At 69.6% G+C, this 24,241-nt stretch carries 15 protein-coding genes and 1 pseudogene; 8 read left to right on the top strand and 8 right to left on the bottom strand.

Annotated features, from left to right (window positions below; all coding sequences use genetic code 11):
• Positions 1-233: 233 nt before the first annotated feature.
• Genes ACIBL4_RS39195 through ACIBL4_RS39180 form a run of 4 tightly spaced genes read right to left on the bottom strand, consistent with a single transcriptional unit; the run spans position 234 to position 6,041 of the window.
• Positions 234-764 carry a hypothetical protein gene (locus tag ACIBL4_RS39195; RefSeq protein WP_399416617.1) on the bottom strand — a complete coding sequence of 177 codons (531 nt, stop codon included), beginning with the start codon at positions 762-764 and terminating at the stop codon, positions 234-236.
• Positions 761-2,917: a hypothetical protein gene (locus ACIBL4_RS39190; RefSeq protein WP_399416615.1), complete on the bottom strand. Its 2,157-nt coding sequence runs from the start codon at positions 2,915-2,917 to the stop codon at positions 761-763. The genes ACIBL4_RS39195 and ACIBL4_RS39190 overlap by 4 nt, the downstream gene beginning before the upstream one ends.
• The gene (locus ACIBL4_RS39185; protein WP_399416614.1) at positions 2,914-4,713 is read right to left on the bottom strand and encodes a hypothetical protein; all 1,800 of its coding nucleotides are present in this window, start codon (positions 4,711-4,713) and stop codon (positions 2,914-2,916) included. Before ACIBL4_RS39185 ends, ACIBL4_RS39190 begins: the two co-directional genes overlap by 4 nt.
• Positions 4,710-6,041, bottom strand: coding sequence for an integrase (locus ACIBL4_RS39180; RefSeq protein WP_399416613.1), 1,332 nt, complete (start codon positions 6,039-6,041; stop codon positions 4,710-4,712). The genes ACIBL4_RS39185 and ACIBL4_RS39180 overlap by 4 nt, the downstream gene beginning before the upstream one ends.
• Positions 6,042-6,283: 242 nt before the next feature.
• On the opposite strand from ACIBL4_RS39180, the gene ACIBL4_RS39175 reads away from it, so the two are divergent.
• Positions 6,284-6,829 carry a hypothetical protein gene (locus ACIBL4_RS39175; protein ID WP_399416612.1) on the top strand — a complete coding sequence of 182 codons (546 nt, stop codon included), beginning with the start codon at positions 6,284-6,286 and terminating at the stop codon, positions 6,827-6,829.
• Between the two features lie 531 nt (positions 6,830-7,360).
• On the opposite strand, the pseudogene ACIBL4_RS39170 reads toward ACIBL4_RS39175, so the two are convergent.
• From ACIBL4_RS39170 to ACIBL4_RS39155, 4 genes and pseudogenes are all read right to left on the bottom strand, one after another.
• Positions 7,361-8,135 (bottom strand): annotated as a pseudogene (locus ACIBL4_RS39170) (DUF5996 family protein).
• Positions 8,136-8,173: 38 nt separating this feature from the next.
• Positions 8,174-8,991 (bottom strand): IS5 family transposase gene (locus ACIBL4_RS39165; RefSeq protein WP_399416611.1). Its coding sequence is split into 2 segments (ribosomal slippage): positions 8,174-8,649 and positions 8,649-8,991, totalling 819 coding nucleotides; the frame shifts between segments, so codons are not numbered across the junction.
• Positions 8,992-9,041: 50 nt separating this feature from the next.
• Positions 9,042-9,838 (bottom strand): IS5 family transposase gene (locus ACIBL4_RS39160; protein WP_399416610.1). Its coding sequence is split into 2 segments (ribosomal slippage): positions 9,042-9,500 and positions 9,503-9,838, totalling 795 coding nucleotides; the frame shifts between segments, so codons are not numbered across the junction.
• 161 nt (positions 9,839-9,999) lie between these two features.
• Positions 10,000-10,635 (bottom strand): TetR family transcriptional regulator, encoded by a 636-nt coding sequence (locus ACIBL4_RS39155; protein ID WP_399416608.1) that lies wholly within the window; start codon positions 10,633-10,635, stop codon positions 10,000-10,002.
• A gap of 156 nt (positions 10,636-10,791) precedes the next feature.
• On the opposite strand from ACIBL4_RS39155, the gene ACIBL4_RS39150 reads away from it, so the two are divergent.
• The 7 genes from ACIBL4_RS39150 (at position 10,792) to ACIBL4_RS39120 (ending at position 24,013) form a co-directional block, all read left to right on the top strand.
• The gene (locus ACIBL4_RS39150) at positions 10,792-13,365 is read left to right on the top strand and encodes a beta-glucosidase (RefSeq protein WP_399416607.1); all 2,574 of its coding nucleotides are present in this window, start codon (positions 10,792-10,794) and stop codon (positions 13,363-13,365) included.
• Between the two features lie 78 nt (positions 13,366-13,443).
• On the top strand, positions 13,444-14,736 hold the full coding sequence (locus ACIBL4_RS39145; RefSeq protein WP_399416606.1) for an extracellular solute-binding protein: 1,293 nt from the start codon (positions 13,444-13,446) through the stop codon (positions 14,734-14,736).
• Positions 14,737-14,764: 28 nt separating this feature from the next.
• Positions 14,765-15,754, top strand: a complete 990-nt coding sequence (locus ACIBL4_RS39140; protein WP_399416605.1) for a carbohydrate ABC transporter permease — start codon at positions 14,765-14,767, stop codon at positions 15,752-15,754.
• A 5-nt stretch (positions 15,755-15,759) separates the two neighbouring features.
• A complete protein-coding gene (locus ACIBL4_RS39135; RefSeq protein WP_399416604.1) occupies positions 15,760-16,647 on the top strand; it encodes a carbohydrate ABC transporter permease in 888 nt (295 codons plus the stop codon).
• A 107-nt stretch (positions 16,648-16,754) separates the two neighbouring features.
• Positions 16,755-19,016, top strand: a complete 2,262-nt coding sequence (locus tag ACIBL4_RS39130) for a discoidin domain-containing protein (protein ID WP_399416602.1) — start codon at positions 16,755-16,757, stop codon at positions 19,014-19,016.
• Between the two features lie 314 nt (positions 19,017-19,330).
• On the top strand, positions 19,331-22,093 hold the full coding sequence (locus tag ACIBL4_RS39125; protein ID WP_399416601.1) for a glycosyl hydrolase family 65 protein: 2,763 nt from the start codon (positions 19,331-19,333) through the stop codon (positions 22,091-22,093).
• A gap of 630 nt (positions 22,094-22,723) precedes the next feature.
• Positions 22,724-24,013 carry an extracellular solute-binding protein gene (locus ACIBL4_RS39120; protein WP_399416600.1) on the top strand — a complete coding sequence of 430 codons (1,290 nt, stop codon included), beginning with the start codon at positions 22,724-22,726 and terminating at the stop codon, positions 24,011-24,013.
• Positions 24,014-24,241 lie beyond the last annotated feature (228 nt).

Raw genomic sequence — 24,241 nt, 5'->3', positions numbered from 1 at the left:
ATTGCTGGGCCCTAGCCAGATCACCGACGCCACCGGCAAGCCCAGACCGCGGAATGTGACTCCCGCACCGACTGCATGGCCATCACGACCCGGCCGGCCGCAGCATCTGCGGCCGGCCATCCACCTCGCCCTGCGCCTCTGCCCGGGCGGTGCGGGCTTCAATCTCGGCATCATCGGCCAGGAGAAAGCCATCCCGTACCTCGGCCTGCTGCCGCTCGGCGTTGACGCCAGGGTCAGAGCTGGCGCCTCCGGCGGGTGAGGTCGGAAACCGAGGCATGGGCGACCACCTGCTGCTCCAAGGCCGCGTTGGCCTCCTTGAGCTTGCTGTTCTCGATCTCCAGGACGTGGACGATCCGGGCCAGGAGCTGCGCCTGTCCGCGCAGATCGTCGCGTTCGGCGCGGACGCGGGCCAGGTCCTGCTGCTGCTTGTCCGCGCGGGCCCGTGCCGAGTCGGGCACCGCTTCGGGGACGTGATTGCGGGCCTTGATCAGGGCGTAGAACAGATCCTTGAGGCCAGTGTGCTTGTGGGTGAGCTTGTTGCGGCGCAGTCCGGCTTCGGTGGCCAGGGATACGACGGTCAGCTTGCCGTCAGAGTGCAGCGGGGCGCCGATCAACAGGCGCACCATGGCGTCGGTGATGGCCCTGATCTCCGCAGCGTCCTCAGTGTCGGCGTGGCCTTGGGCGTGGGTGAGGGCCTCGCCGACGAGCTGGGCCAGCGCCGCGCCGTGGCGCGGGCCGGGGGCGGCCGCGGCGGGGGTGTTCATCGTCGCTCCTCGACTTGGGTGTCGGCCGGCTGCTGGGCCTCGTGGCGTCGGATGATGGCGGTGAGGTGGGCCTTGCGCTGCTGTTCCCGGGCGGCGATGGGGTAGGGGTCGAGGCCAGCGTCGGCGTCCGCGTCGATCCGCGCGACCTCGGCCCGCAGGGCGGTGATCTGGCTGTCGGTGCGGCTGATGTTCGCGCACGCCCGGTGGCAACGGGAGTGGTCGGGGGTGTGACGGGCGCCGTCGCCCGCCCGGTCACGGTCGGGGTTGCACAGCGCGGTGAACGCGTCGTGGTTGCAGGTCAGGAACGCCTTCGGGTCCTCGTAGACCTGGAGGCGGGGATTGGCAACCAGCGCGCGCAGTTCGCGTTTGCCGAGGTAGGTCCCGGCGTAACGGTTGGAGAACTCGGCGGCCGCGGCGCGGTAGCGGTCGGCGGCCGGGCCGCTGACCTTCTCGCCAGCGGCGAGGCGTTCGCCGGCCTCGGTGAGGGTCTCGGCCAGGGCAAGGCCCTTCTCCTGGTCCAGGACCTCGAGCATGTCGGCCTGGGAGCGGCCGGCGTAGGACTCCGACATGGTGGTGGCCGCGTGCCCGTACTGCACCGCGAGCGCGATCCGGCCGCCGGGCTGGCGGTAGATGAACCAGGCGACGGTGCGGCGGAAGCGGCGCAGGGCGACGGCACCGTCGGGATCGGACGGGATCAGCTCGTGGGGCCGGTCGTGGGCGGCGGCGAGCTGGTTGGCCCAGGCGGTGAAGGCGCGGATCCGTTCCACGGCGGTGTCGGAGGACAGCCCGGTGCGGGGCAGGCAGGTGCCCTTGGCGTACCGGTAGAGGGTGCGGGTGAACAGCTGCTCGCCGTCTTCGAGTTCCTCCAACACGATCCACGGGTCCGCTCGCTGTTCGCCTTCGCCGATCGCGTTGCCGTCCTCGTCCAGCACCCCCTTGAAGTGCCGGCCGCGGACCTCGAAGCGTACGGTGCCGTCCTCACACTCCACGCGGGTGCAGCAGCCGCGACGCAGGGCCAGGACCTCCTCGGGCCGCATGCCGGAAAGGTAGGCGCAGCAGATCAGGGCGGCGGTGGACAGATGCAGCATCAGGGTGTCCACGTCGTCGAAGCCGATCGGCTGCCTCCACGGGGCGGCGCCGATCCGGGCGGCGAGCGGAACGTCGAGGACCGGGGCGGGGCCGAAGTCCGCCGGGGTGAGCTCGTCGGACAGGAGGCCGCGAGCGCGGGCGACCTGGGAGGTGGTGACGCCGAGGGTGCCGGCCAGGAAGGTGTTGGCCATCGGCGGCAGCACCCCGTGATAGCGGGCGCGCACGGCGCTGGCGCCCGGAGCACCGCTGGAGGGCAACTTCTCGCCGGCCGCGAGCAGGCCGCGCAGATGGGCCACCGTGGTCTCGGTGCCGCCGAGCGGGGCACGGTCGGGAATGGCGTCGAGCAGCTGGCGGTGCTCGCGGGCGGCGGCCAGGATGTCCGGGGACAGGTCCAGGACTGTGCGCAGCGCCCACACCAGCAGCGGGGCCATGACGGCCGGGTGCACAATCGCGACGCTGTTCTCGCCGTCTGGGGTGTCGTCGTTGGTGCCGAGGAAGTCGGACATGACCGCGGCCGGATCCTCCCACGGCGGCATGATCAGCCGGTCGCTCTCTGGCAGGTAGGGGGCGTAGGCCCACAGCCGCGAGATCACCCACAGGGCCTTGGCGTCGGTGCGCCACCGGCGGCCGAGCGGGCGCAGGTACTCGGCGTATGCCTCCAGGTCGCCGGTGGTGACCTGGGAGAGCTCGGTGATGCCGCAACCGTCGAGCCAGGTGGCGAAGCGGGTCCAGATCTGGAAGTTGTGGCGCAGGGTGCCCGGTTGGGTGGTGGATCGCGAGGCGCGCTGTTGGAGCAGCACGGCCGGGGTCGGGATGTTCAGTTCGGCGAAGGCCGCGCGCATCAAGCCGGGCCGCAGCCCGGCGGGGCAGCGGGTCCAGTCGATGACCAGCGAGCGATTCGACTCCCTGGGGCTGATCAGCGCCAGGCGCCAGGCCAGGTCGCGGAAGCGCGGCAGCTGTTCGGGGTCGAAGCCGGGCCGCAGTCGGTTGAACGGGAGGACGAAGGTGTCCGGGGCCGGGTCGACGACTTCCAAGCCGGCGGGGGCGGGCGAGGACGCACTCACGGGTCGAGCCTCCGTTCCAGCATCGCGTGGATCAGCTCCCGCTCGCTGTCGGTCACGGCGGCGACCAGCTGGGGCCGCGCGTCGGTGGTGGTGTAGGTGGTGAGGAAGTCGCCGATCCGCGCGTGGTGCGTCGCCCAGTCCGCGGCCCACACCGCCGGGGTCACGGCCGACCGCAGAGACTTCAGCGCCTGGTGCAGGTAGGCGATGCGGGGCAGGTCTCGACCGGTGGCCACCGCGTTACGGCAGGCGAAGCACAGCAGGAACGACACCGCGCACGGCATCCCGGCCGTGCCGTGGTCGGAGTTGAGGAAGTTTGCGCACGAGGCGACGGGGGTGCGCAGCCGGCCAGCCACGATCCGGCGCGCCACCTCCACGTCGATCCCGGCCTCCTTGGCCACGAGCTCGGCACTCACCTCGCCCTCGGCGTCGACCTCCTCGACCAGGCGCATGGCGACCGTCTGCCGGGCGGAGGCCAGAGCCTGGGCCAGCCCAAGCTCCACCGCGCCGCACGAGGCAGCGCGGACGCCCTCGTCCTTCAGCTGGTACTCCCGCTCGTGGGTGGCCTGGGTGTTGTTGCGAGCCCGGCCGTGGTGCGCCTGCGCCCTGTGGCGCAGCGCCTGGGAGTTAACCCGGGCGGGCAGGTCGACGCCGCCGACGCGGACCTGCTGCTGCCAGCGCCGGATCGCCCCGTCCAGGGCTTTGCCGAGCGCATGGTCCCGTAGATTCTCGCTTCCGCCGAGGCCGCGGTGGCCGACCAGCAGCTTCGTCGAGGGATGGCCCAACGCCTCCAGGGTGGTCCTGGCCTGCGCGGTCAGCTCCAGCACGTGCCGCAGGGCCCGTCCGCTGGAGCCCTCGCCGACGTCGACGAGCGTGTTGCTCGCGTGCCGACGGCGTCCACGCCGGGCCTTGTCCGTGTCGACCTGGTGCACGGCGGGGTCCTCGCGGTCCGCGTTCGGCCACCAGGTGGGCACGTCCATCTTCTTGAGCACCGACAAGTTCCACGCCTCGTGCACGATCAGCAGCACGGCCGCCGCCCCGATCTCCACCGGCGTCGGGAAGAGCCGGCTCAGCGAGGCGGCGTTGCCCTCGAAGCCGAACGCGCGCTCCGCGTACGCGGTCACCGCGTGGTCGGCGCTGTTGGGGTAGCGCGGCAGGTCCCCGGTGCGGGCCAGCACGTCCAGCACCTCACCGAGGGGCCAGTCGCCGTCCCCGCGCTCGATCGCACCTGCCCTCCACCGCTGAAGGACCGCGATGTTCGTCGCGATCCGCAGCCTCCCGGCGCGCACCGTCGCGGCGGCCGCGTCCCGGATCCGGCGCAGTTCCTCCCGGGTGTGGGCCTGTTTGCGCGGGCGTCCGCGCCGGGCCGGTGGCCGACGCCGCGGTGTCTGGAGGAACACCCGGGTCGCCTCCGGCACCCCGGGCGCCCGCCGGACGACCGCGGCCAGGACCCGGCGTACGTGGATGTCGCCGCTCCACTGCTTCCACCACTCCACCGTGATCTGCCCCGTCGCGGTGACGGGCGGCTCGGCTGCCGCGGCATCCCTGAACAACAGCCTCAGCGTGCTGGCGTTCGTCTGGTAGGTGTCCTCACTGCCCCAGCCCCGGCCCTGCGCGGCCAGTCCGGCCACCAACGCCCGACGGAAGTCGACGGGCCCGGGGCTGTCACGGAAGTCCCACACGCCCAGCGGCTTCCCGGCGCCGCTGACCGGGCGGATGACCAGGCCGTCCGCGTCCAGCACCGGCGCCTTGCGGTAGTCCGTCGGCGGCAGCGCCGCCCGGCGCCCCCGCCCGCTCACGCCGCGTCCAGGATCAGGCCCGTACGCGCCGCCAGCTCCGCGATCTTCTCCGCGTTCACGGGGTTGTCGTCGTCGCCAAGCAGCGACTCCAGCTGCAGCCCGCGCACCGGCTCCAGGTACACGTCCCGCGTCACCTGCTCGCTGCGGTGCCCGAGCATGTCCTTGACCATCAGCCAGACCTGCCCGTACACCTCCTCGTAGTGCAGGCGCTCGGCGGGCGTCAGCCCGAGCCGGCGGTCCAGCGAGTTGTGCAGCGCAATCAGCGTCCGCAGGGCCATGGAGTGCCGCAGCATCTTCGGCGTCGCGAAGACGTCGAGCCCCGCGGCGGCGCACCGGTCGCTCGCACGCTCGAAGACCTTCGTCCAGCCCGTGTACCGCAGCGGCAGCCCGCTCTCGGTCAGCCACAGCATCGCCGGCTCCAGGCCGTCTACGCCATCGACGAACAGCCGCATCCGCTCGGCAGCCGTCAACCTCCCGAGCACGCTCTCGCCCGTACGCCCGTCCCGACTCCTCCACTGCACGCGGCCCGCCCGGCTGATCCTCTGGATGATGCGCAGGCCGGGCAGCCGGTCGTAGACGCCGCGCCGGCGCGCGCGAGCCACCGCCGAAGCGCGCGTGCTCATCCGGTAGCCCTCGACGCGCTGCAGCGCCGGATGGCCGACGTAGAAGGTGTAGCTGGCCCGCTTGGCCACGGCCTGGCCCACCCTGCCCGCGTAGTAGTTCCGTCGCCCGAGCGCCGGGAGTTCGCAGAGCAGCAGAGTGCCGCCCTCGCGGCGCCGCAGGCCGCTGGAGTACATCAGGTCGGCGTACGCCGTGTCACGGCCGGCCGAACGGCCGCGCCACGCCTCGTCCTCCAGGCCGCCCGGCAGCATGCCGCCGAGCCCGACATTGCGCCACAGCCGAAAGGCCCGAGGCGACAGCCACTTCACGTCCGAGGTCTTCACGTCCGACGGCGAGGCGAGCGTCACCGGGTTCGACGCCACGAGTCCGCGCTTGGCCGCGATGCCGTACAGCAGCTTCAACGCGGCATGCTCCTTCGCCCACGTGCCGCCGTCGACCGGCGCCGGGTTCGTCGCCCCTCGTCGGCGCCAGTCCTCCCAGTCCTCGACGTCGTGCTCGGACGCCTCATCCCAGTCCAGTCCGCGCTGCCACAGGAACGTGAAGAACAGCCGGTAGAGCGGGGCGTACGTGACCTGCGTGCCCTGCGCCTTGGCCGAGAACGCCGAGCGTCGCAGGCACTCACTCAGTCGAGGATCCACCCGGCCATCCGGCGAGACCAGGATCGGCTGCCGCTCGCGCAGCCCAAGCGCCCGCTCGCGCTCCTCCAAGTCCTCCCAGCCGGGGACGGGTCGGCTTCCTGCGGGATTACCCCCGACACCAACCCAGAACAACCGCCATTCGTACGCCACTTGACTCCCTCAGCCGCAACACGACATGAGGCAACACAGCGTATGTCCACAGAACACCGCTACCTACTCCAAGATGACTGGTGCCCTGTCTCGGTCATGGCCCCATACGGGACACCCCGCACGCCACCTCCACAGAACCTCTCAGCACAAGGACATGCCCGATGACGCACTGCTCAGCACCCCAGCTGACGGAGAACTCCTCCCAATCATGTGCTCGCCTGTTACTGGGAGGCGACGTTTCCCACGACGCCTTCACCAGCTCCTGGACGTGGGCAGCCGTCATCGGCCTCGCCGCCCTGATCATCAGCACGTACTTCTCCGTCGACCAGGTTCGCAAGAGCCATCGCGCCAAGCAGGCCAAGCGCTTCCAATCCGACTATGAGCTGCTCAACGAGACCGTCGTCCTCCTCGACAAGCTGGCCAGCACCGCAGCACAGAAGACAGACCTGATCAAGCTCGGCGAGCTCCACAGCCGCATCAAACAGGCCGAACGCCGCTTCCCCGAGCTCCCGCTCGGCACCGTCGTCGCCCACCTCGACGCCTACAGAAAGACCACCCTGCCAGACGACTTCCGCCGCAAAGTCACCGTCAAGCGGACCCTCCTAGACGAGCTGCTGAACCTGTCACGCCAGCAGGGAGCCGCCATCGCCAGCGCCCAGGCAGCCATCGGAACCGTGCAAAAGGAAATCGACCGGCGTACCGGCTGAACACGAACGCCGCCCAGGATCTGCACGTACTCGCCCGACACCTCCCCCACGAGGTTCCCGTCTGGAAAGCGCACGGGTTCCCTCGTGCTCAAGTAACCCTAGGAGAGCCCCGTGCCCGCAGCTCTGCCCGTGTGCGGCCCTGCCGGCACTCTTCCTGCAGGGCCGCCGTGAGGGGAAGACCGGCGGCGCTCCTCGAGACACCTCCAAGCCGGTGGCCAGCCGGTTCGTATGTTGACCGCATGGGCGTATGCATGGAGGTCCTGATCGTCGACTGGGCCCATCTGGAGTCGATGCCGGCCAAGCAGCGGAGGACCTAGTCAAGGAGGCCGCGTTCGGCCCGGACGATGCTTACGACTACAACCCCCCGCCGGGGTGGACATGGCCCGATCCCATGCAGGCCCGGTGGTGGGCGCGCTCCCCATGGGCCGGCGGCACATGCACTGAAAGTCCCACAGGCGAACGAGAACGTCGAACTGGTCGGTACGCGAGTTGTGGTGGGTTAACGGCGGGCGGGCACGCGCCGGGTCGGGATCAGGTGGGCGGGGCTTCCAGGTGCTGGTCCGTGATTCCTCCAGGGCAGGCCAGCCTGGTCGTGTCCCAGTTGGCGCGTCCGGCTCCGGCCCGGTAGGTGCTGTCGTAGAAGGCGAGCACGGCGGCGCGGGGGTCCGCTTCGGCGCGGGCATCGTCGTAACGGAGGACGGCCAGGTGACTGCCGTTGCGCGCCACCCATCGGGCGGATCCTGGTGCGAGCGGCTCCTCCGCCAGCCCTGGGGGTTCGGGTGAGGTGTAGGAGTAGAAGGCGGGTTCGGGGAACGTGTCGTCCCCGAACCAGAAGCCGAAGCTGATCACCTCACGGGAGTACGCCTCGCGGGTGACGGGGTCCGCTTCGGCCGGCTGTTCGGCGTGCCGCCCGGAGAACCTGCTGTAGGCAATGTCGAAGGTGTGCCAGAAGTGATGCACAGGGCTGGCTTTCCCCGAGAATTCAGCCGCGAATTCCTCCAGTATCAGCGCCACGTGGCTGAGGACTCGCCAATAGCGGTTGGCCTGCACGGGATCGTAGGCAGCGTGTTCGGTGTCCTCGGCGAACGGCCTGGATGCGTCCGGCAGGTCGAAGGGGCTGGGGATCGGCTTGCCCCATCGGACGCGTGGTGATGCCACGCCCGGTGAGGTGGAAGGGCACATTCCACCAGTGGTTGCACCGAACGCTGGCGGCGAGCCGAATCTTGCCGACGACCTGCGCGAACCGGTGCAGCGCCTCCTTGCAGTCCCGCCATTCGGCGAGCGGAATCGGCGGGAAGAGCTCCATGGTTGTCCTTCCTCGGAGGCTCCGGCTAAGACCGTGTCCTACGTGGTGAGGCGGAGAAGTCGTTTGTAGCAGCAGAGGGCGGCGGCGAGGCCGAGAAAGGCCAGGTAGTTGCGGGGATCGCGCTCGTAGCGGGGGCTGAGTCTGCGGTAGCCGGACAGCCACGACATGGTGCGCTCGATGACCCAGCGGCGACGGCCCAATCGTTCGCTGGACTCGATGCCTTTGCGCGCGATCCGTACTCCGATGTGTTTGCCACGTAACCATTTCCGCAGATCGGCGCGGTCGTAGGCTTTGTCCGCGTGGAGGCGCTGGGGCTTGAAGTGGCGGCCGCGGTGTGGGTCGTGTCTCGTTTGGTGACCCTCGACCATGGGCTTCAGCCCTTCGCTGTCGTGGGTGTTGCCGGCGGAGACGCCGACAAGGAGGGGCAGTCCGGTCGCGTCCGACAGGACGTGCATCCTGGAACCCGGCTTGCCCCGGTCCACGGGGCTCGGACCTGTGTGTTCGCCCCCTTTTTAGCCCTGACGTGGGCGGTGTCCAGGACGACGCGGGTGACGTCGATGAGGCCGGCGTCGTCGAGCCGGTGCAGCACGGCCTCGTGCAGCCGCCCCCAGAGGCCGGCTCTCGACCAGATCAAGAACCGGCGGTGGGCGGTCGACTTCGATATGCCGAAGCAGGGCGGCAGTTGGCGCCAGGCGCAGCCGCTGACCAAGACGTAGACGATGGCGGCGAACAGCGTCTCATCAGGGGTGTCCTGCGTTCCGCCGCCCTGCGGCCGCACCCTCGAGGGCGGGATCAGCGGCTTCGCGATCTCCCACAGCCCGTCCGGAACAATCCAACTCCACGTACCCCGCCCCATACAGAGATCAACGACGCCCCGCCACGTAGGACACGGTCTTAGACATCGTCTCATTTGGTGAGCCTGCGGTAGCAGATGAGGCTGCAGGCGATGGCGGTGAAGGCCAGGAAGTGCTCGGCCTTGCGTTCGTAGCGGCGGTGCAGCCTGCGGCAGCCGCCCAGCCAGGACATCGTGCGCTCGATCGTCCAGCGGTGGCGGCCCAGGCGGGTGGAGGACTCGATGCCCTTGCGGGCGATGCGGTGGTGGATGCCTCGCTTGCGTAGCCATCGGCGCAGGTGGTCGTAGTCGTAGCCCTTGTCCGCGTGCAGCTTGGTGGGTCGTCGCCTGCGCGGGCCGCGGCGGGAGCGGATCGGCGGGATGCCGCGCACGAGCGGTTCGAGTGCCTGGCTGTCGTGCAGGTTCGCGCCGGAGATCCCGATCGAGAGGGGTAAACCGGTCCGCTCGGTGATCAAGTGGATCTTCGAGCCTTTCTTGCCCCGGTCGACAGGATTCGGACCTGTCAGTTCCCCCCTTTCAGGGCCCGCATGTTCACCGAGTCGATCGCGCACCGCGACCAGTCCAGCTCGCCACGCGAACCCAGCTCGTCAAGGATGAGCCGGTGCAGCTTCGCCCAGACCCGGGCGGCGGTCCACTCGGTGAAACGCCGGTGCGCGGTCGGCCCCGAGGGGCCGAAGACCGGCGGCAACTGCCGCCAGGTGCAGCCCGTCACGGCCACGAAGATGATCGCGGCCAGCACCTCGCGATCCCCGTACCGGCGCCGGCCGCCGCCCTGTGGCCGTGATGGAGCGGGTGGGACCACCCGCTGGAACAGCTCCCACAACTCATCCGGCACTATGCGCTCGACCATCACCACACAGTGCAGACTACCCAGCACTCCAAATGAGACGACGTCTTAGTGGGGTGGGGGTCGGATGCCGCCCGGTAGACCCTGTCTGAACATGTATTCACCGGCCCTTCGGTGCGCTGTCGCGTACCGCAGGGCCGGGGTGCTCGGCCGCTTGAGGCTGCTCAGGTTCGGCTGGTGCTGAGCTCTGCCAGGAGTGCGGTGATCACGCGGTCCGTGGAGGCGGTCATGTCGACGGAGTCGGGGGCGAGCAGCCACTGGACCTGGAGGCCGTCCATGACGGCGATGATCGCGTTGGCCGCGTCTTCGAGGTTCGCATCCGCCCGGATCTCGCCGAGTTCGCTTGCTTCGGCGAGGGCCTCGGTGACCATGGCGCGCAGTCCCGTGTAGCGGTCGCGGAAGTAGTCCTGGGCGGGGTGGCCTTCGGTGACACTCTCCGCTGACAGGACGGCGTACAGCCGGACGATGCCTTCCCGTTCGGCATTGCGGCGAACGGTGTCGACCAGGTGACGCAGGAAGGCCATGCCTCGGGGGCGTTCGGGGCCAAGTTGCTCGATGTCCGTCGCGTCGCGCAACTCGAGGACGCTGGTGAGCAGCTGGGCCTTGGAGCGGAAGTAGTGCAGGACACCGGCCTGGGTGACTCCAGCACGGTCGGCGATCTCCTGCAGGGAGGCGTTGTTGTAGCCGCGCGCGGCGAACGTGTCCATGGCGATCTGCAGGATCTCCTGCCGCCGCTGCTGGGCTTTCAGGCTCCTCCCCGTGCGGGGCTCCTTCCCCACGCCTGGCTTGCTTCCGGTCATCGGGCTGACTCTACGGCTCTGTCGGTCAGTGGTCACGACACCGATCCAACCGCTGAAAGAACTTCCGCACAAGTACTTACTAAGTGCTTAGTGAGTGTGCTTTCCTGCTTCCCGTTCCGCCCGCTTCGTGCCGCATCGCGGCCTGGAAGGACGAGCATGAGCCGCCCTGCCCTCCCTGATGACACCGAGCTCGCCGACCGCACCCGAGCCCTGGATCTCGAGTCCAAGGTCCGGCTGCTGACGGGTGCGAGCCTGTGGAGACTCCCGGCCGAGCCCCGCCTCGGACTGTCGGCAGTGACCATGTCCGACGGCCCGCAGGGAGTACGCGGAACCGGTGAGGACCCCGCCGCCACCGGTCTGCTGGCCCCCGCGCCCAGCGCACTGGCGGCGACCTGGGACAGCGGGCTCGCCGAGCGGCTCGGCACGCTCTTCGCTACGGAGGCACGCCGCAAGGGCGTCGATGTGGTCCTGGCGCCGGTGGTCAACCTGCAGCGCACCCCCGTCGCCGGGCGGCACTTCGAGTACTTCTCCGAGGATCCGCTGCTCACCGGAACCCTTGCCGCCGCCCTCGTCCGCGGTCTCCAGAGCCAGGGTGTGGGCGCCTGCCTGAAGCACTTCGTGGCCAACGACTCCGAGACCGACCGCACCCGCTACCGCTCACAGCTGGACGAGCGGACTCTGCGCGAGGTCTACCTGGCCCCGTTCGAGCAGGTCCTCGCCGAGGCCGAGCCGTGGAGTGTGATGGCCGCCTACTCGGGAGTCGACGACGGCACCGAGTCGGCGCCGATGACCGAGAACGCGCGGCTGCTGCGCGAGGTGCTGAAGGGCGAGTGGGGTTTTGCCGGGCCCGTGGTCAGCGACTGGGCCGCCACCCGCTCGACCGTCGCCTCGGCCGTCGGCGGCCTCGACCTGGTGATGCCCGGCCCGGACCCCGTGTGGGGTGAGCCCCTTGTGGAGGCCGTCCGCGCGGGGCAGGTGGACGAGCGGGTCATCGACGACAAGGTGCTGCGGCTGTTGCGCCTGGCCCGTCACGCCGGCCGGCTCGGCGAACCCGGGCAGATCCCCCCGCCGCCCACCGCCCCGGCGGGGCCCGGAGAGGAGGAGTTCGGTCTTCTGCGGGAGGTCGCCGCCCGCGGCATGGTGCTGCTGCGCAACCAGTCCGACCTGTTGCCGCTGGCGCCGGAAGGCATACGCAGTGTCGCGCTGATCGGTCCCAACGCCGTGACGCCGTACCTCCAGGGCGGCGGCAGCGCCTTCGTTCCGGCGGTGCGCACCGTGTCGTTCGAAGAAGGGCTGCGCGCCGCACTCCCGGAGGACGTGCACCTGTCCGTGCACCGCGGCGGCGACTCCCGCCTACGCCCGCCGTACCTGTCCGCCGCACTGCTCACCGATCCCCAGACCGGCGCCGCCGGCGTGCGCGCCGATCACCTCACCGCCGACGGCGCCCGCGCCGGAGGCGAGATACGCCCCTCCGGCAACTGGAGCGGATACGGCGACTTCGGGCCGGAAACGCAGCGCGTGGTGCTGCACACCGTGCTGACCCTCACCGAGCCGGGGACGCACCGCCTGGAGTTCGGGTGCGTGGGCCGCTACAAGGTGAGCGTGGACGGCGAGGAGGTCCTCTCCGGGGACGACGACCGGGGCGTGGAGCTGATCCTCGACTCCACGCACAGCAACCCGCCGCTGCGGGGCATCGACCTGGAGGTGGGGCCACAGCCCCGCCGGATCGCCCTGGCCGTCGACCTGACCGTTGTGGAGCCGGGCGGCTACGACCGCTTCGTCACCGCCCAGCTGCGCCACGCCCCGCCTGGTCCGGCGCCGTACGAGGAGATCGCCGAAGCCGCCGCCGCGGCAGCTGCCGCCGATGTGGCCGTCGTCGTGGTGGGCACCAACGAGGAGGTCGAGTCCGAGGGCTGGGACCGCACCGGCCTCGACCTGCCCGGCCACCAGAACGACCTGGTCCGCAAGGTGATCGCCGCCAACCCGCGCACCATCGTGGTCGTCAACGCCGGTGCGCCCGTGCTGCTGCCCTGGGCTGGCGAGGCACCCGCCCTTCTGTGGGCGTGGTTGCCGGGCCAGGAGGCCGGGCACGCCCTGGCCGACGTCCTGCTGGGCCGGATCGAGCCGTCGGGCCGGCTGCCCTGGACGCTGCCCGCCCGGGCCGAGGACGTCCCTGTCCCCGACGCCCGCCCCCGCGACGGCATCGTGCACTACAGCGAGGGCGTCCACATCGGCCATCGGGCCTGGGACAAGGGCGGACGCGCCCCGGCATTCCCGTTCGGCCACGGGCTCGGCTGGAGCCGATGGTCGTACGAGTCCCTGACAGTCAGTGGGCCGTACGGGCCCCTGGCCGTCCCACCCTCGTCCGTCTCCGCCGATCTGCCCTGCCCCGCGGGCGGAGACGGGCTCGACCTGACCGTGGCACTGACCAACACCGGTCCCCGGACCGGCCGTGAGGTCGTCCAGGTCTACCTGGAGCCGCCGCAGGACGGCGTCGACCGGCCGGTGCGCCTGCTCGCAGGCTTCGCCACGGTCGAGGCGGCACCGGGCGCAAAGGTCACCGCCGAGGTGCACGTGCCCGCCCGCGCCTTCCAGATTTGGGACAGCGAGGCTCGCACCTGGCGTACTCCGCCCGGCCGCTACCGACTGCACGTCGGACGCTCCAGCCGAGATCCGCATCTCACCGCCGAGGTGACCGTCGCCGACGGTCGCCTGCACCCCACAGGCTGACCCATCCGGCCGCGCAGTCCCCGTTGCCCCACCCACCCCCTCTCGCCATGTTCCGCACGACCGCAAGGAGCCGCAACCATGAGCACCCTCCGGCCCACCGCCAGAACCCTCCAGATCGCCTGCGCCACCTTCGCCGCGGCCCTTCTGGCCACCGGCTGCGGCCGCAGCGCCGACTCGGCCGCCGACAACGCCCCGGCCAAGGTCAGCAGCGGTAAGGCCAAGGGCAAGCTGGTCATGTGGTCCATGGGCGACCCCGACAAGGCGCTGCAGAGCCTGGCCAAGAAGTTCGAGCAGCAGAACCCGGACGTGAAGGTCCAGATCACCGCGGTGCCGTGGGACGCCGCGCACGACAAGCTCACCACCGCCATCGCCGCCGGCAACACCCCGGACATGTCGCTGATCGGCTCCACCTGGATGGCCGAGATGGCCGCCATGAACGGCTTCCAGGCCACCCCTGCCTCGTTCAAGCCGTCGGTGTTCTTCCCCGGACAGTGGGACACCACCAAGTACAAGAACACCGCCTACGGCGTCCCGTTCGTCGCCGACACCTCCGTGATCTACTACCGGACCGACATCACCACCAAGGCCGGGATCAAGGGCGCCCCGGCAAACGACTGGGCCGGTTACCTGAAGGACCTGAAGGCCATCCAGGCCACTGCGGGCAAGCAGAACCCCAAGCTGCGCCACGCCACCCAGCTGCTGACGGGCTTCAACTCGTGGCTGTTCTGGCTGCCGATGGTGTGGCAGCAGGGCGGTGACATCTACGACGTCAAGACGAAGAAGTTCACCTTCGACTCGTCCGCGGTCGCCAAGGCCCTTCAGTACTGGGGTGGCATGTTCAAGGACGGCCTGTCGCCGAACGACAAGACCGACTCCGGCCAGAACTTCCAGAGCGGGTTGATCGGCACCGTGCAGCAGGGTGCCAGCACCGGCGGCAACCTGCACCTGAACGCCCCCCAGCTGGACAGCAAGTGGCAGACCATGCCGCTGCCGAAGGGCACGCAGTCCGCCGGCCTGGCCGGCGGCAGTGACCTGGCGGTCTTCAAGGACGCCAAGAACTCCGACGCGGCCTGGAAGTTCGTCAAGTTCCTCACCGACCCGAAGAACCTGGCCGAGTACGGGGACGCCACCGGCAACCTGCCCGCGGCCGTCCAGTCCTGGTCCGAGGGGAAGCTCGACCAGAACCCGAAGATGGCGGCTTTCGAAGCCCAGCTGAAGGTCACCAAGGCCCCGCCGGCCATCACCACCTGGCAGCAGATCGCCGACGCCATCGACACCGAGCTGGAAAAGCTCGCCTACGGCAAGGCCACCGTCGCCGAGGTGCAGCAGACCCTGCAGTCCAAGGCCACCAGCATCGGCACCGGCCGCTGAATCGCCGCCGCATCCCTCGTACGGACGGATGACAACCATGCCCACGAACACCCTTCCGGGGCAGGGCGGCACCCGAGACGAAAGCGTCACCGCCGACCACCCGCCGGCGGTTGGCCGCCCGCGCCGCGCCCGCCGTGGCACCGCACGGGTCCGTCAGGCCCGCGCCGCCTGGATCCTCGCCGCCCCCTTCCTCGCCCTGTTCCTCGCCTTCATGCTGCTCCCGGTCGTCTGGTCGCTGCTGATGAGCCTGACCGACACCCAGAGCGCCGACCTGCGCACCCCGCTGAACGTCAACTTCGTCGGCTTCGCCAACTACGTACGGATCTTCGAAGACCCGCAGTTCATCACCGCCCTGCGCAACACCGCCGTCTTCGTCCTGGTGGGCCTGCCCCTGACCCTGGCCGCCGGGCTCACCGCGGCGGTCGCCCTCGACCGCGGCATCCGCCGCTTCCGCGCCATCTTCCGGGTCGGCTTCTACCTGCCGGTGATCACCAGCATCGTGGCCGTCGCCGTGGTGTGGAAGACCCTCCTGGAACCACGCGCCGGACTGGTGAACACCGTCCTGGCCTGGTTCGGGATCGACGGCCCCGCGTGGCTGGCCGACACCCGCTTCGCCCTGCCCGTCATGATCCTCATGGCCGTGTGGCGCAACCTCGGCACCGTCATGATCATCATGCTGGCCGGACTGCAGTCCGTGCCCCACTCCCTGATGGAGGCGGCCGAACTCGACGGGGCCGGGCCCTGGCAGCGCTTCTGGCGCGTCACGTTCCCTCTGCTGCGCCCCGCACTCCTGCTCACCGCCGTGACCACCGGCATCGGCTACCTGCAGTTCTTCGACGAGCCGTTCGTCATGACCCAGGGCGGCCCGCTGGACTCCACCCTGTCGGCCACGATGTACGCCTACCAGCAGTTCGGCAACGGCAACTACGACGTCGCGGCCGCCGCCGGCTACGTCGTCTTCGTCCTCATCGTCGCTCTCACCGTGCTGCAGTTCCGCGTGCTGCGAGACAAGGACTGATCGCCATGAGCACCCTCTCCCACCCTCGCACCGGGCACGCGAACACCGACCGGGGCCTGCGCCGCCGCCGCACACGCCAGACGTGGGGCCACCCGTGGCTCTACCTGCCGCTCACCGGTGTCCTGCTGCTGATGATCGCGCCGTTCCTGTGGATGCTGTCCGGGGCGTTCAAGCCCGAAGCCGACATCCGCCAGGTGCCGCCGGTCCTGATCCCCACCCATCCCACGCTCGCGAACTTCCGGGAACTGTTCAGCAACCTTGACTTCACGAGCATGTTCGCCAACTCCGTGATCGTGGCCCTGTCGGTCACGGCCGGGAACCTGATCTTCTGTTCCATGCTCGGCTACGCCCTGGCCAAGCTGGAATTCCGCGGCCGAAGGGGCGTGTTCATGCTGGTCATGGGCACCCTGATGGTGCCGGGCCTCGTCACGTTCGTCCCCCTGTACGTCCTGGTGGCCAACATGGGGCTGACCGGCTCCCTGCTCGGGTTGATCCTGCCGTTCCTGGTCACGCCGTTCGGGGTGTTCCTCATGCGGCAGTTCATCTCCACCCTCCCTGACGAACTCATCGACGCCGCCCGCGTCGACGGCTGCCGCGAGCTGGCCATCTTCTGGAAGATCATCCTGCCGCTGACCAGGCCGGCCCTCGCCACTCTCGGGATCATCACCTTCCTCGGCTCCTGGAATAACTTCCTGTGGCCGCTGGTGGTGGCCCAGAACGAGAGCCAGTACACCCTCCCCGTCGGCCTGGCCCTGGCCAGCAGCGGACAGGACTTCACCCGCTTCGGCGTCCTGCTCGCCGGAGCCGTGATCGTCCTGCTCCCGGTGACCATCGTCTTCCTGCTCTTCCAGCGCCACTTCGTCGCCGGCATCGCCACCACCGGTCTGAAGTGACCCCAGCCCCGGCGCCCTTACCCGGCCCCCACGCGCCGGTTCCGCACCACCCCCGTCATGCACGCGCGCCGCCGTGCATATCCGCCATGCCCGCAAGGAGCCGCACCATGAAACCCACCACCCGGCAATGGCGCCGGACCTCTCTGGCAGCCGCCGCGACCCTGCTCGCCACGCTCCCCGTCCTTCCGGCAGCCACACCCGCCTCGGCCGACACCGCGCCCGGCAAGGCGTCGGTCTGGCTCACCGATCTGTCCACCAACACCCACCTGGCCAAGCAGCCGTCCGTGACCTGGAAGACCGGACCCGCACCCTCCGGCTCCTCCAGCTCGACGATCACCGTGGACACCACCCGTAAGTACCAGCCGATGTCCGGCTTCGGAGCCTCCTTCACCGACTCCTCCGCCTGGCTGGTCGGCACCAAGCTCGACTCCGAGCAGCGGGACGCGCTGATGCGCGACCTGTTCAGCCGCCGCGACGGCATCGGCCTGAGCTTCCTTCGCCAGCCGATGGCCGCCACCGACTTCACCGCGAGCGGCAACTACTCCTACGACGACATGCCCGCCGGCCAAAGCGACCCCACGCTGGCCAACTTCACGATCGACCACGACCGGTCGTACACCATCCCCCTGCTGAAGCAGGCCCGCAAGATCAACCCGCAGATGACCGTCATGGCGACCCCGTGGAGCCCGCCGGGATGGATGAAGACCAGCGATTCGATGGTCACCGGTCGGCTCAAGCCGGACGCCTACCAGGCGTACGCCGACTACTTCGCGAAGTTCCTCAAGGAGTACGCGGCGGCTGGCGTGCCGGTGCGCTACGTCACCCCGCAGAACGAACCGCTGTATGAGCCCTCCACCTATCCGGGCATGTCCCTGCCCGCCGACCAGGCAAAGACCTTCGTCAGCGACTACCTCGCTCCGACGCTGCGGAAGCAGGGCCTGTCCACCGGCATCCTGGGCTACGACCACAACTGGGACGTCACCAGCTATCCCGAATCCCTCTACGCCGATCCGGCGACCGCCCAAAACGTGGCCGGTACGGCCTGGCACTGCTATGCCGGGGACGTGACGGCGCAGTCCGTCGTCCACAACGACTACCCCAACAAGCCCGCTTTCCAGACTGAGTGCTCCGGTGGCAGCTGGGAGGGCGACGAGCAGGGCGGCTTCGCCGGCGTCATGGACAACGTCATCAACGGACCGCGGAACTGGGCCCAGAGCATCGTCCGCTGGAACCTCGCCCTGGACACCGACGGCGGCCCCAGAAACAACGGATGTAGCGGCTGCCGACCGGTGGTGACGGTCGCACCGAACACCGACGGCACGTGGACATACACGCCGACGGCCGACTACTGGGGGCTCGCCCAGGCCAGCAAGTTCGTCCAGCCCGGCGCGCGCCGGGTCGCCTCCAACACCCTCGGCAAGGGCAGCATCGAGGACGTCGCCTTCACCAACCCCGACGGCTCCACCGCACTGGTCACCTACAACTCGGGTACCACCGCACGCACCTTCACCGTCGGCTGGGGCAACCGCCACTTCAGCTACACCCTGGCCGCGGGAGCCGCCGCGACCTTCACCTGGACGGGCAACCAGCACGGCAGCACCGCCCCCACCGCCATCGGCTCCGTCGACATCCCCTTCCAGAACCCCGACGGCAGCAAGGCCCTGATCAGCTACGACAGCAGTCTGCTCGCCCAGCAGCCCCAGGTCCGCATCGGTGACCAGTGGCTCGGCTACACCCTGCCCACCGGCGCCTCGCTCACCCCGCCCACCGGTGAAGTGGCCCTGTCCCGCGACGGCTGGCAGGCGACAGCCTCCGCGAGCAGCTCGGACGACCCGCCGTCCAAGGCCATCGACGGCGACGCCGCCACCCGCTGGAGCCTGGGCCACGGCATGCAGCCCGGCGACTGGTTCCAGGTCGACCTCGGCTCCACCCAGACCTTCAACCAGATCGTCCTGGACACCACCGCCTCCTCCGGCGACTTCGTCCGCCAGTACGAGGTGTACACCTCCAACGACGGCACCACCTGGGGCAAGCCCGTCGCCACCGGCCCTGGCAGCACCGTGACCCGCATTCAGCTGCCCACGACCACCGCCCGCTACATCCGAGTGGTCAACAAGGCCGGCTCCGGCAACTGGTGGTCCATCCACGACCTGTCCGTCCTCGCTCCCGATGGCAAGGCCACCACAAGTGCAAGCCAGACCAAGGGCGTTCAGCGCAAGAGCGCGGCACTGCCCGACGGCACCCGGCTGGAGACCGTCTACAACTCCGGCAGCAGCACCGCCATGTTCGACGTCCCGTTGGGCGACACGACGTACAGCTACCGCCTGCCCGCCGGCGCCGCAGCGATCTTCACCACACGTTCGGCCTGAACCCGAACCCCACCCCCCACAACTCCCCCTCGTGGTCTGGGGCATCCCCCCGACGCCGCTCTGCGAGCCGCATCGGCAGGCCGTCGTAACCCAGCCACGCGTACCACCCCGAGGAGGTGGCAGTTTCGATGAAGGAAAAGGAATACGGCGAGGCCGACATGCGAATGAGGCTCGGTACCTCGCGCCGCAGGTCGGTCTGGGCCCGTTTCACGGGCGCGGCGACATCCGTGGCGTCAGCGGGATCCGTGGCGATCAGCCCGGATGACCGTGCCAGAGCCGGCGCCCGGGTCCGCTTCCGGACCACACAGTCCACGATGCCGTCGGCGACCGTCCGCCCACGTGCCCGCGCACGCACCACCAGGAGGACAGCGTCCATCGGGCTGGCCCTGGCCGGCCTGCTCCTGGGCACGGCAGCCGTGCCCGCCTCGTCCACGCCCGAACCGGGTAAGACCGGCGAGGACGGCTGGGTGCTGAGCACGACCGACACCTCGAAGAACTACGCCCCGACGTTCGTCGGCAACGGCTACCTCGCCGCGCGGGTACCCGCGGCGGGCCACGGCTACAGCAGCACGCCCATCACCACCCAGTCCCAGCTGGCCGGCTTCTACGGCGCTCCCTGGGAAGGGGCCGAGGAAAGGGCCAGCCTGCCCGCCTGGACCACGCTCGGCTTCGGCGGCAGCGGCAGCGGCGGTGTCTACGGCATCGGCAGCTGGTCCTGCGCATTCGGCCAGCTGTGCCCGGCCGCGTACGGGAAGGTCTCCGGCGGCGCGTTCGTCGAGAACTCCCATTCGGGCGGGATCGTGGGCGGCTACCTGGCCGGCCTGAACAGCAACAACACCCCCACGGTCGGCGGCACCGGCGTCATCCCGATCCGCGACGCGCCGGCCGGCAAGGCTACGCTGGCCATCCGGTACTCCAACGGCAGCGGCGACCCGCAGACCATCCACCTCGGCGTCAACGGCACACTCCAGCAACTCACCTTGCCCAGCACGGGCAGTTGGGACGACTGGTCGGTGCTGACCGTGCCGGTGACGCTGACCGCAGGAGCGAACACACTCGAGATCACCGTCAAGGAGGGTGACACGGCGCGGGTGAACGTCGACTACCTCGCGGCGTACCCGGACGGCGCACAGCCTCCCACCGACATCGCCCCCATCACAGTCGGCACCACCAGCAAGTACCGGCAGTCGCTGGACCTGCGCACCGGCGTGCTGAGCACGTCGTTCGACTGGACCTCACCCGAGGGCGACACGACCAGCTTCGCCTACGAGGTCAACGCCAACCGCGCCGAGGGCCACCTGGGCACGGTGAGCGTACGCGCCGTACCACACTGGAGCGGAACAGCCACCGTCGTGGACGAATTCGACGGCCGGGGCCTGCACCGCGCCTCCACCACCAACCCGCAGGTCGACAGCAAGAACGCGACCCTCTCACAGACCGTCGTCACCGACGGAAAACTCGCCACCGCCGGGCTCAACTCCGTGCTGCGCGTCAACGACAAGGCCGTACCGACCAAGGCGATGGACGTACCCGACGGCAGCGCCGCACAGCGCGCCGAGTTCCCGGTCCGCGCCGGTCAGACATACCGGATCACCAAGTACGTGGGCGTGGCCTCCAGCGTCGACACCGACCGGCCGTTGAAGGACGCGACCCCGCAGCAGGCCGCCGCGGACACCGCGGCCCGCGCCGCCGAAGCCGGTTACCGGACGGCGATCGCCCGCAACAACAAGGCATGGTCACGCCTATGGCAGTCGAGCATCTCGATCCCCGGTGACATCGCCATGACCGCGCGCATCCGCGCGTCCATGTTCTACCTGCTCGCCAGCATGCGACCCGGTGTCACCTGGAGCACCAGCCCGGGTGGACTGTCCTCGGACGGCTACAGCGGTCACGTGTTCTGGGACATGGAGACCTGGATGTACCCGGCGCTGCTCGCCCAGTACCCCGACATCGCCAACGAGGCGAACAGCTACCGGCAGAAGCTGCTGTCCGCGGCCGAGGCGAACGCCGCCAAGCTGTCCACACCGGAGCAGCCGATCAAGGGCGCCAAGTTCGCCTGGGAGAGCGCGCTGACCGGCAAGGAGACAGCCCCGGACCCCTGGGGCACGTACGAGGTCCACATCAACTCCGACATCGCCCTGGCGCAGTGGCAATACTACGAAGCGAGCGGCAACAAGGCGTGGTTGCGGGACAAGGCCTGGCCGGTTCTGAAGGGCATCGCCGACTACTGGGCCACCCGCGCCGTACCCAACGACTCGGGCGGCTACGACATCAACGACGTCATGGGCCCGGACGAGTACCACTATCCCGTCGACAACAGCGTGACCACCAACGCAGGCGCGCAGGCGTCACTGCGCATCGCCATCCGCGCCGCGGGGCTCGTGGGCCGGACCGCCGACCCGATGTGGAAGAAGGTCGCCGACGGCCTGAAGATCCCGGTGGACACGAAGCTCAACATCCACCCCGAGTTCGACGGCTACAACGGCCAGATCGTCAAGCAGGCCGACGTCACCCTGCTGCAGTATCCGTGGGCTGTGCCGATGTCGCCCAGCCTGGCCCAGAACGACCTCGACTACTACAAGGAGCACACCGACCCGAACGGCCCGTCCATGACGGACGCGATCGCCGCCATCAACGGCGCGGCACTCGGATCGCCGGGCTGCCAGGTCTACGACTACCTGCGCAACAGCGTGGAGCCATACCAGGCCGCACCGTTCAACCAGTGGTACGAGACCCGCAACGGCGGAGCGTTCAACTTCACCACCGGCCAGGGCGGCTACCTGCAGGAGTTCCTCTACGGGTTCACCGGGATGCGCTGGGGAACCGACGCCGTCACCATCGACCCCTTCCTGCCGCCGCAACTGCCGGGCGTCGACATCACCGGGGTGAAATGGCAGGGGCGCACCTTCGACCTGTCAGTCGGCCAGCAGACGACGAAGCTGACCCTGCGCTCCGGCAAGCCGCTTCCCGTGCGCGTCGGCATCGGCAGCGACGACGTGCGCAAGGTCAACCCCGGCACAGCGCTGAAGGTGCCCACCAGGCACCCGGCAGGCGACGCGGCGCAATGCGACTCGTAAACGTGGCGAGCGCGGATCCAACCGACCCGCAATCGCCGTAACCGCCGGCCCGGTCTGTAAGTCAGGCAGACCGGTCCGGCCCGCCCCCTCGGCCGGTGGCATCCGGGCTCTCCGGCCGAGGGGATGCCGAGGACTCAGTGCCTGACCAAGGCGCAGCGCAGTGTCCGCCCATTTTCAGTCCCTCACCGACGCGGCGGTGACCCTGACCGCGAGCGAGTCTCTGCACCAGGCCACCGCCCTGCTCGGAGCCGCATCTCCGGTTGATCCGCGAACCGGTCACCACCGAGGACAGCTTCGTACGGCGATCGACAGGTGATCACCCGTGCTCCGATGAGAGCCGTCGGCAACCGGCTCGCCGCGTCCGCTCCGCACCTGCCCACCGCCTGACCCACGTCGAACGCGATGACGGCCAGACCGCGTTCGACCTCCCCGCGACATCGCGGTCTGCTCGGTCGGGTGGCTGGTGGACTTGCACATGACCCCGCCCGCGGCTCGACCGAACTCCCCGCAGCCGAAGGACCACCGAGGACCGCCGCCCAGCGAGCCCACCCGGCAGCACCATCGATCCCACCCCACTGGTTTCCGCCACTCTCTCGTTCCGCACCGCCCGTTCAGCAAGGAGCCCCGTCCGTGCGCACCACCCGTCCCACAACCAGAACCCTGCCGATAGCCTGCGCCACCGTCGCCGTGGCTCTGCTGGCCGCCAGCTGCGGCCTGACAGACGACTCCACGAAGGCCGACGCCCCGGCGAAGAGCGGCAGCGGTAACGGCCAGCTGGTCATGTGGTCCATGGGCGACAAGGCCGACAAGAACCTTGAGAGCCTGGCGAAGAAGTTCGAGCAGCAGAACCCCGGCGTGACAGTGCAGATCACCGCAGTCCCGCGGGACGCCGCCCACGAGAAGCTGACCGCCGCGACCGCCAGGGGCAACACCCCCGACCTGTCACTGGTCGACTCCAGCTGGATGACGGAGATGGCCGCCATGAACGGCTTGCAGGCCACCCCGGCCTCGATCAGACCGTGGCGGTTCTTCCCGGGGTCGTGGGACACCACGACGTACAAGGGCACTTCTTACGGCGTTCCGTTCACCGCCGACACCTCCGTGATCTACTACCGCACCGACATCACCGCGAAGGCCGGCATCAAAGGCGCCCCGGCCAACGACTGGACCGGGTACCTGAAGGAACTGAAGGCCATCCAAGCCACCGCGGGCAAGAAGAACCCCACGCTGCGCCACGCCACCCAGCTGCAGACCGGCCTCAACTCCTGGCGGTTCTGGCTGCCGATGGTGTGGCAGCAGGGCGGCGACATCTACGACGCCCCCGCCAAGACGTTCACCTTCGACTCACCCGCGGTCGCCAAGGCCCTGGAGCACTACAGCAGCATCTGCAAGAACGGCCTGTCACCGAACGACAAACCCGACTCCGGGCAGGACTTCCAGAACGGGCTGATCGCCACCGTGCAGCAGGGCGCCAGCATGGGTGGCAACCTCCACCTCAACGCTCCCGAACTGGACGACAAGTGGCAGACCATGCCCCTGCCGCACGCCAAGCAGTCCGCCGGCCTGGCCAGTGGCAACGACCTGGCAGTCTTCAAGGACGCCAAGAACCCGGACACGGCGTGGAAGTTCGTCAAGTTCCTCATCGATGTCGACAACATCGCCGCGTACGCAGACGCCACCGGCAACCTGCCCGCCGTTGCCCCCGCCTGGTACGAGGGCAAGCTGGGCAAGAACCCCAAGATGACCGCCTTCCAAACCCAGCTGCAGGCCACCCACGCCCCGCCGGCCATCACCACCTGGCAGCAGATCGCCGACACCATCGACAGCCAGCTGGAAAAGCTCGCCTACGGCAAGGCCACCGTCGCCCAGGTGCAGCAGACCCTTCAGACCAAGGCCACCAGCATCGGCACCGGCCGCTGAACCGCCGGTACCAGGCGGCAGACTGCAGGCGCAGCCTCTGCGCGAGGTCGACCGGCGCACCCCCCAACGTGGGGCACGGGAGGTGGCTGTCATGACTACAGAGGCACCGGCACACCAGAGGTCGACGGCGATGCACGTGCGCTGCCCGGACCGTCTGCCGGAGGAGACCTTCCGGCACATCTTGAAGATGCTGGCGGAGCTCTCCCCGGTCGTGCAGGCCCTCCCGTC

Source organism: Streptomyces sp. NPDC050416 (genome assembly GCF_044458845.1).
GTDB lineage: Bacteria > Actinomycetota > Actinomycetes > Streptomycetales > Streptomycetaceae > Streptomyces.
The sequence above is the reverse complement of the archived record's forward strand: the minus strand, read 5'-3'. Positions and strand labels throughout refer to the sequence as shown.

Coding starts and splice junctions, on each gene's coding strand:
- ACIBL4_RS39130 (WP_399416602.1), top strand. CDS start 16,755: ATGAAACCCACCACCCGGCAATGGCGCCGGACCTCTCTGGCAGCCGCC.
- ACIBL4_RS39135 (WP_399416604.1), top strand. CDS start 15,760: ATGAGCACCCTCTCCCACCCTCGCACCGGGCACGCGAACACCGACCGG.
- ACIBL4_RS39145 (WP_399416606.1), top strand. CDS start 13,444: ATGAGCACCCTCCGGCCCACCGCCAGAACCCTCCAGATCGCCTGCGCC.
- ACIBL4_RS39155 (WP_399416608.1), bottom strand. CDS start 10,635: ATGACCGGAAGCAAGCCAGGCGTGGGGAAGGAGCCCCGCACGGGGAGG.
- ACIBL4_RS39195 (WP_399416617.1), bottom strand. CDS start 764: ATGAACACCCCCGCCGCGGCCGCCCCCGGCCCGCGCCACGGCGCGGCG.
- ACIBL4_RS39125 (WP_399416601.1), top strand. CDS start 19,331: ATGCCGTCGGCGACCGTCCGCCCACGTGCCCGCGCACGCACCACCAGG.
- ACIBL4_RS39140 (WP_399416605.1), top strand. CDS start 14,765: ATGACAACCATGCCCACGAACACCCTTCCGGGGCAGGGCGGCACCCGA.
- ACIBL4_RS39175 (WP_399416612.1), top strand. CDS start 6,284: ATGACGCACTGCTCAGCACCCCAGCTGACGGAGAACTCCTCCCAATCA.
- ACIBL4_RS39150 (WP_399416607.1), top strand. CDS start 10,792: ATGAGCCGCCCTGCCCTCCCTGATGACACCGAGCTCGCCGACCGCACC.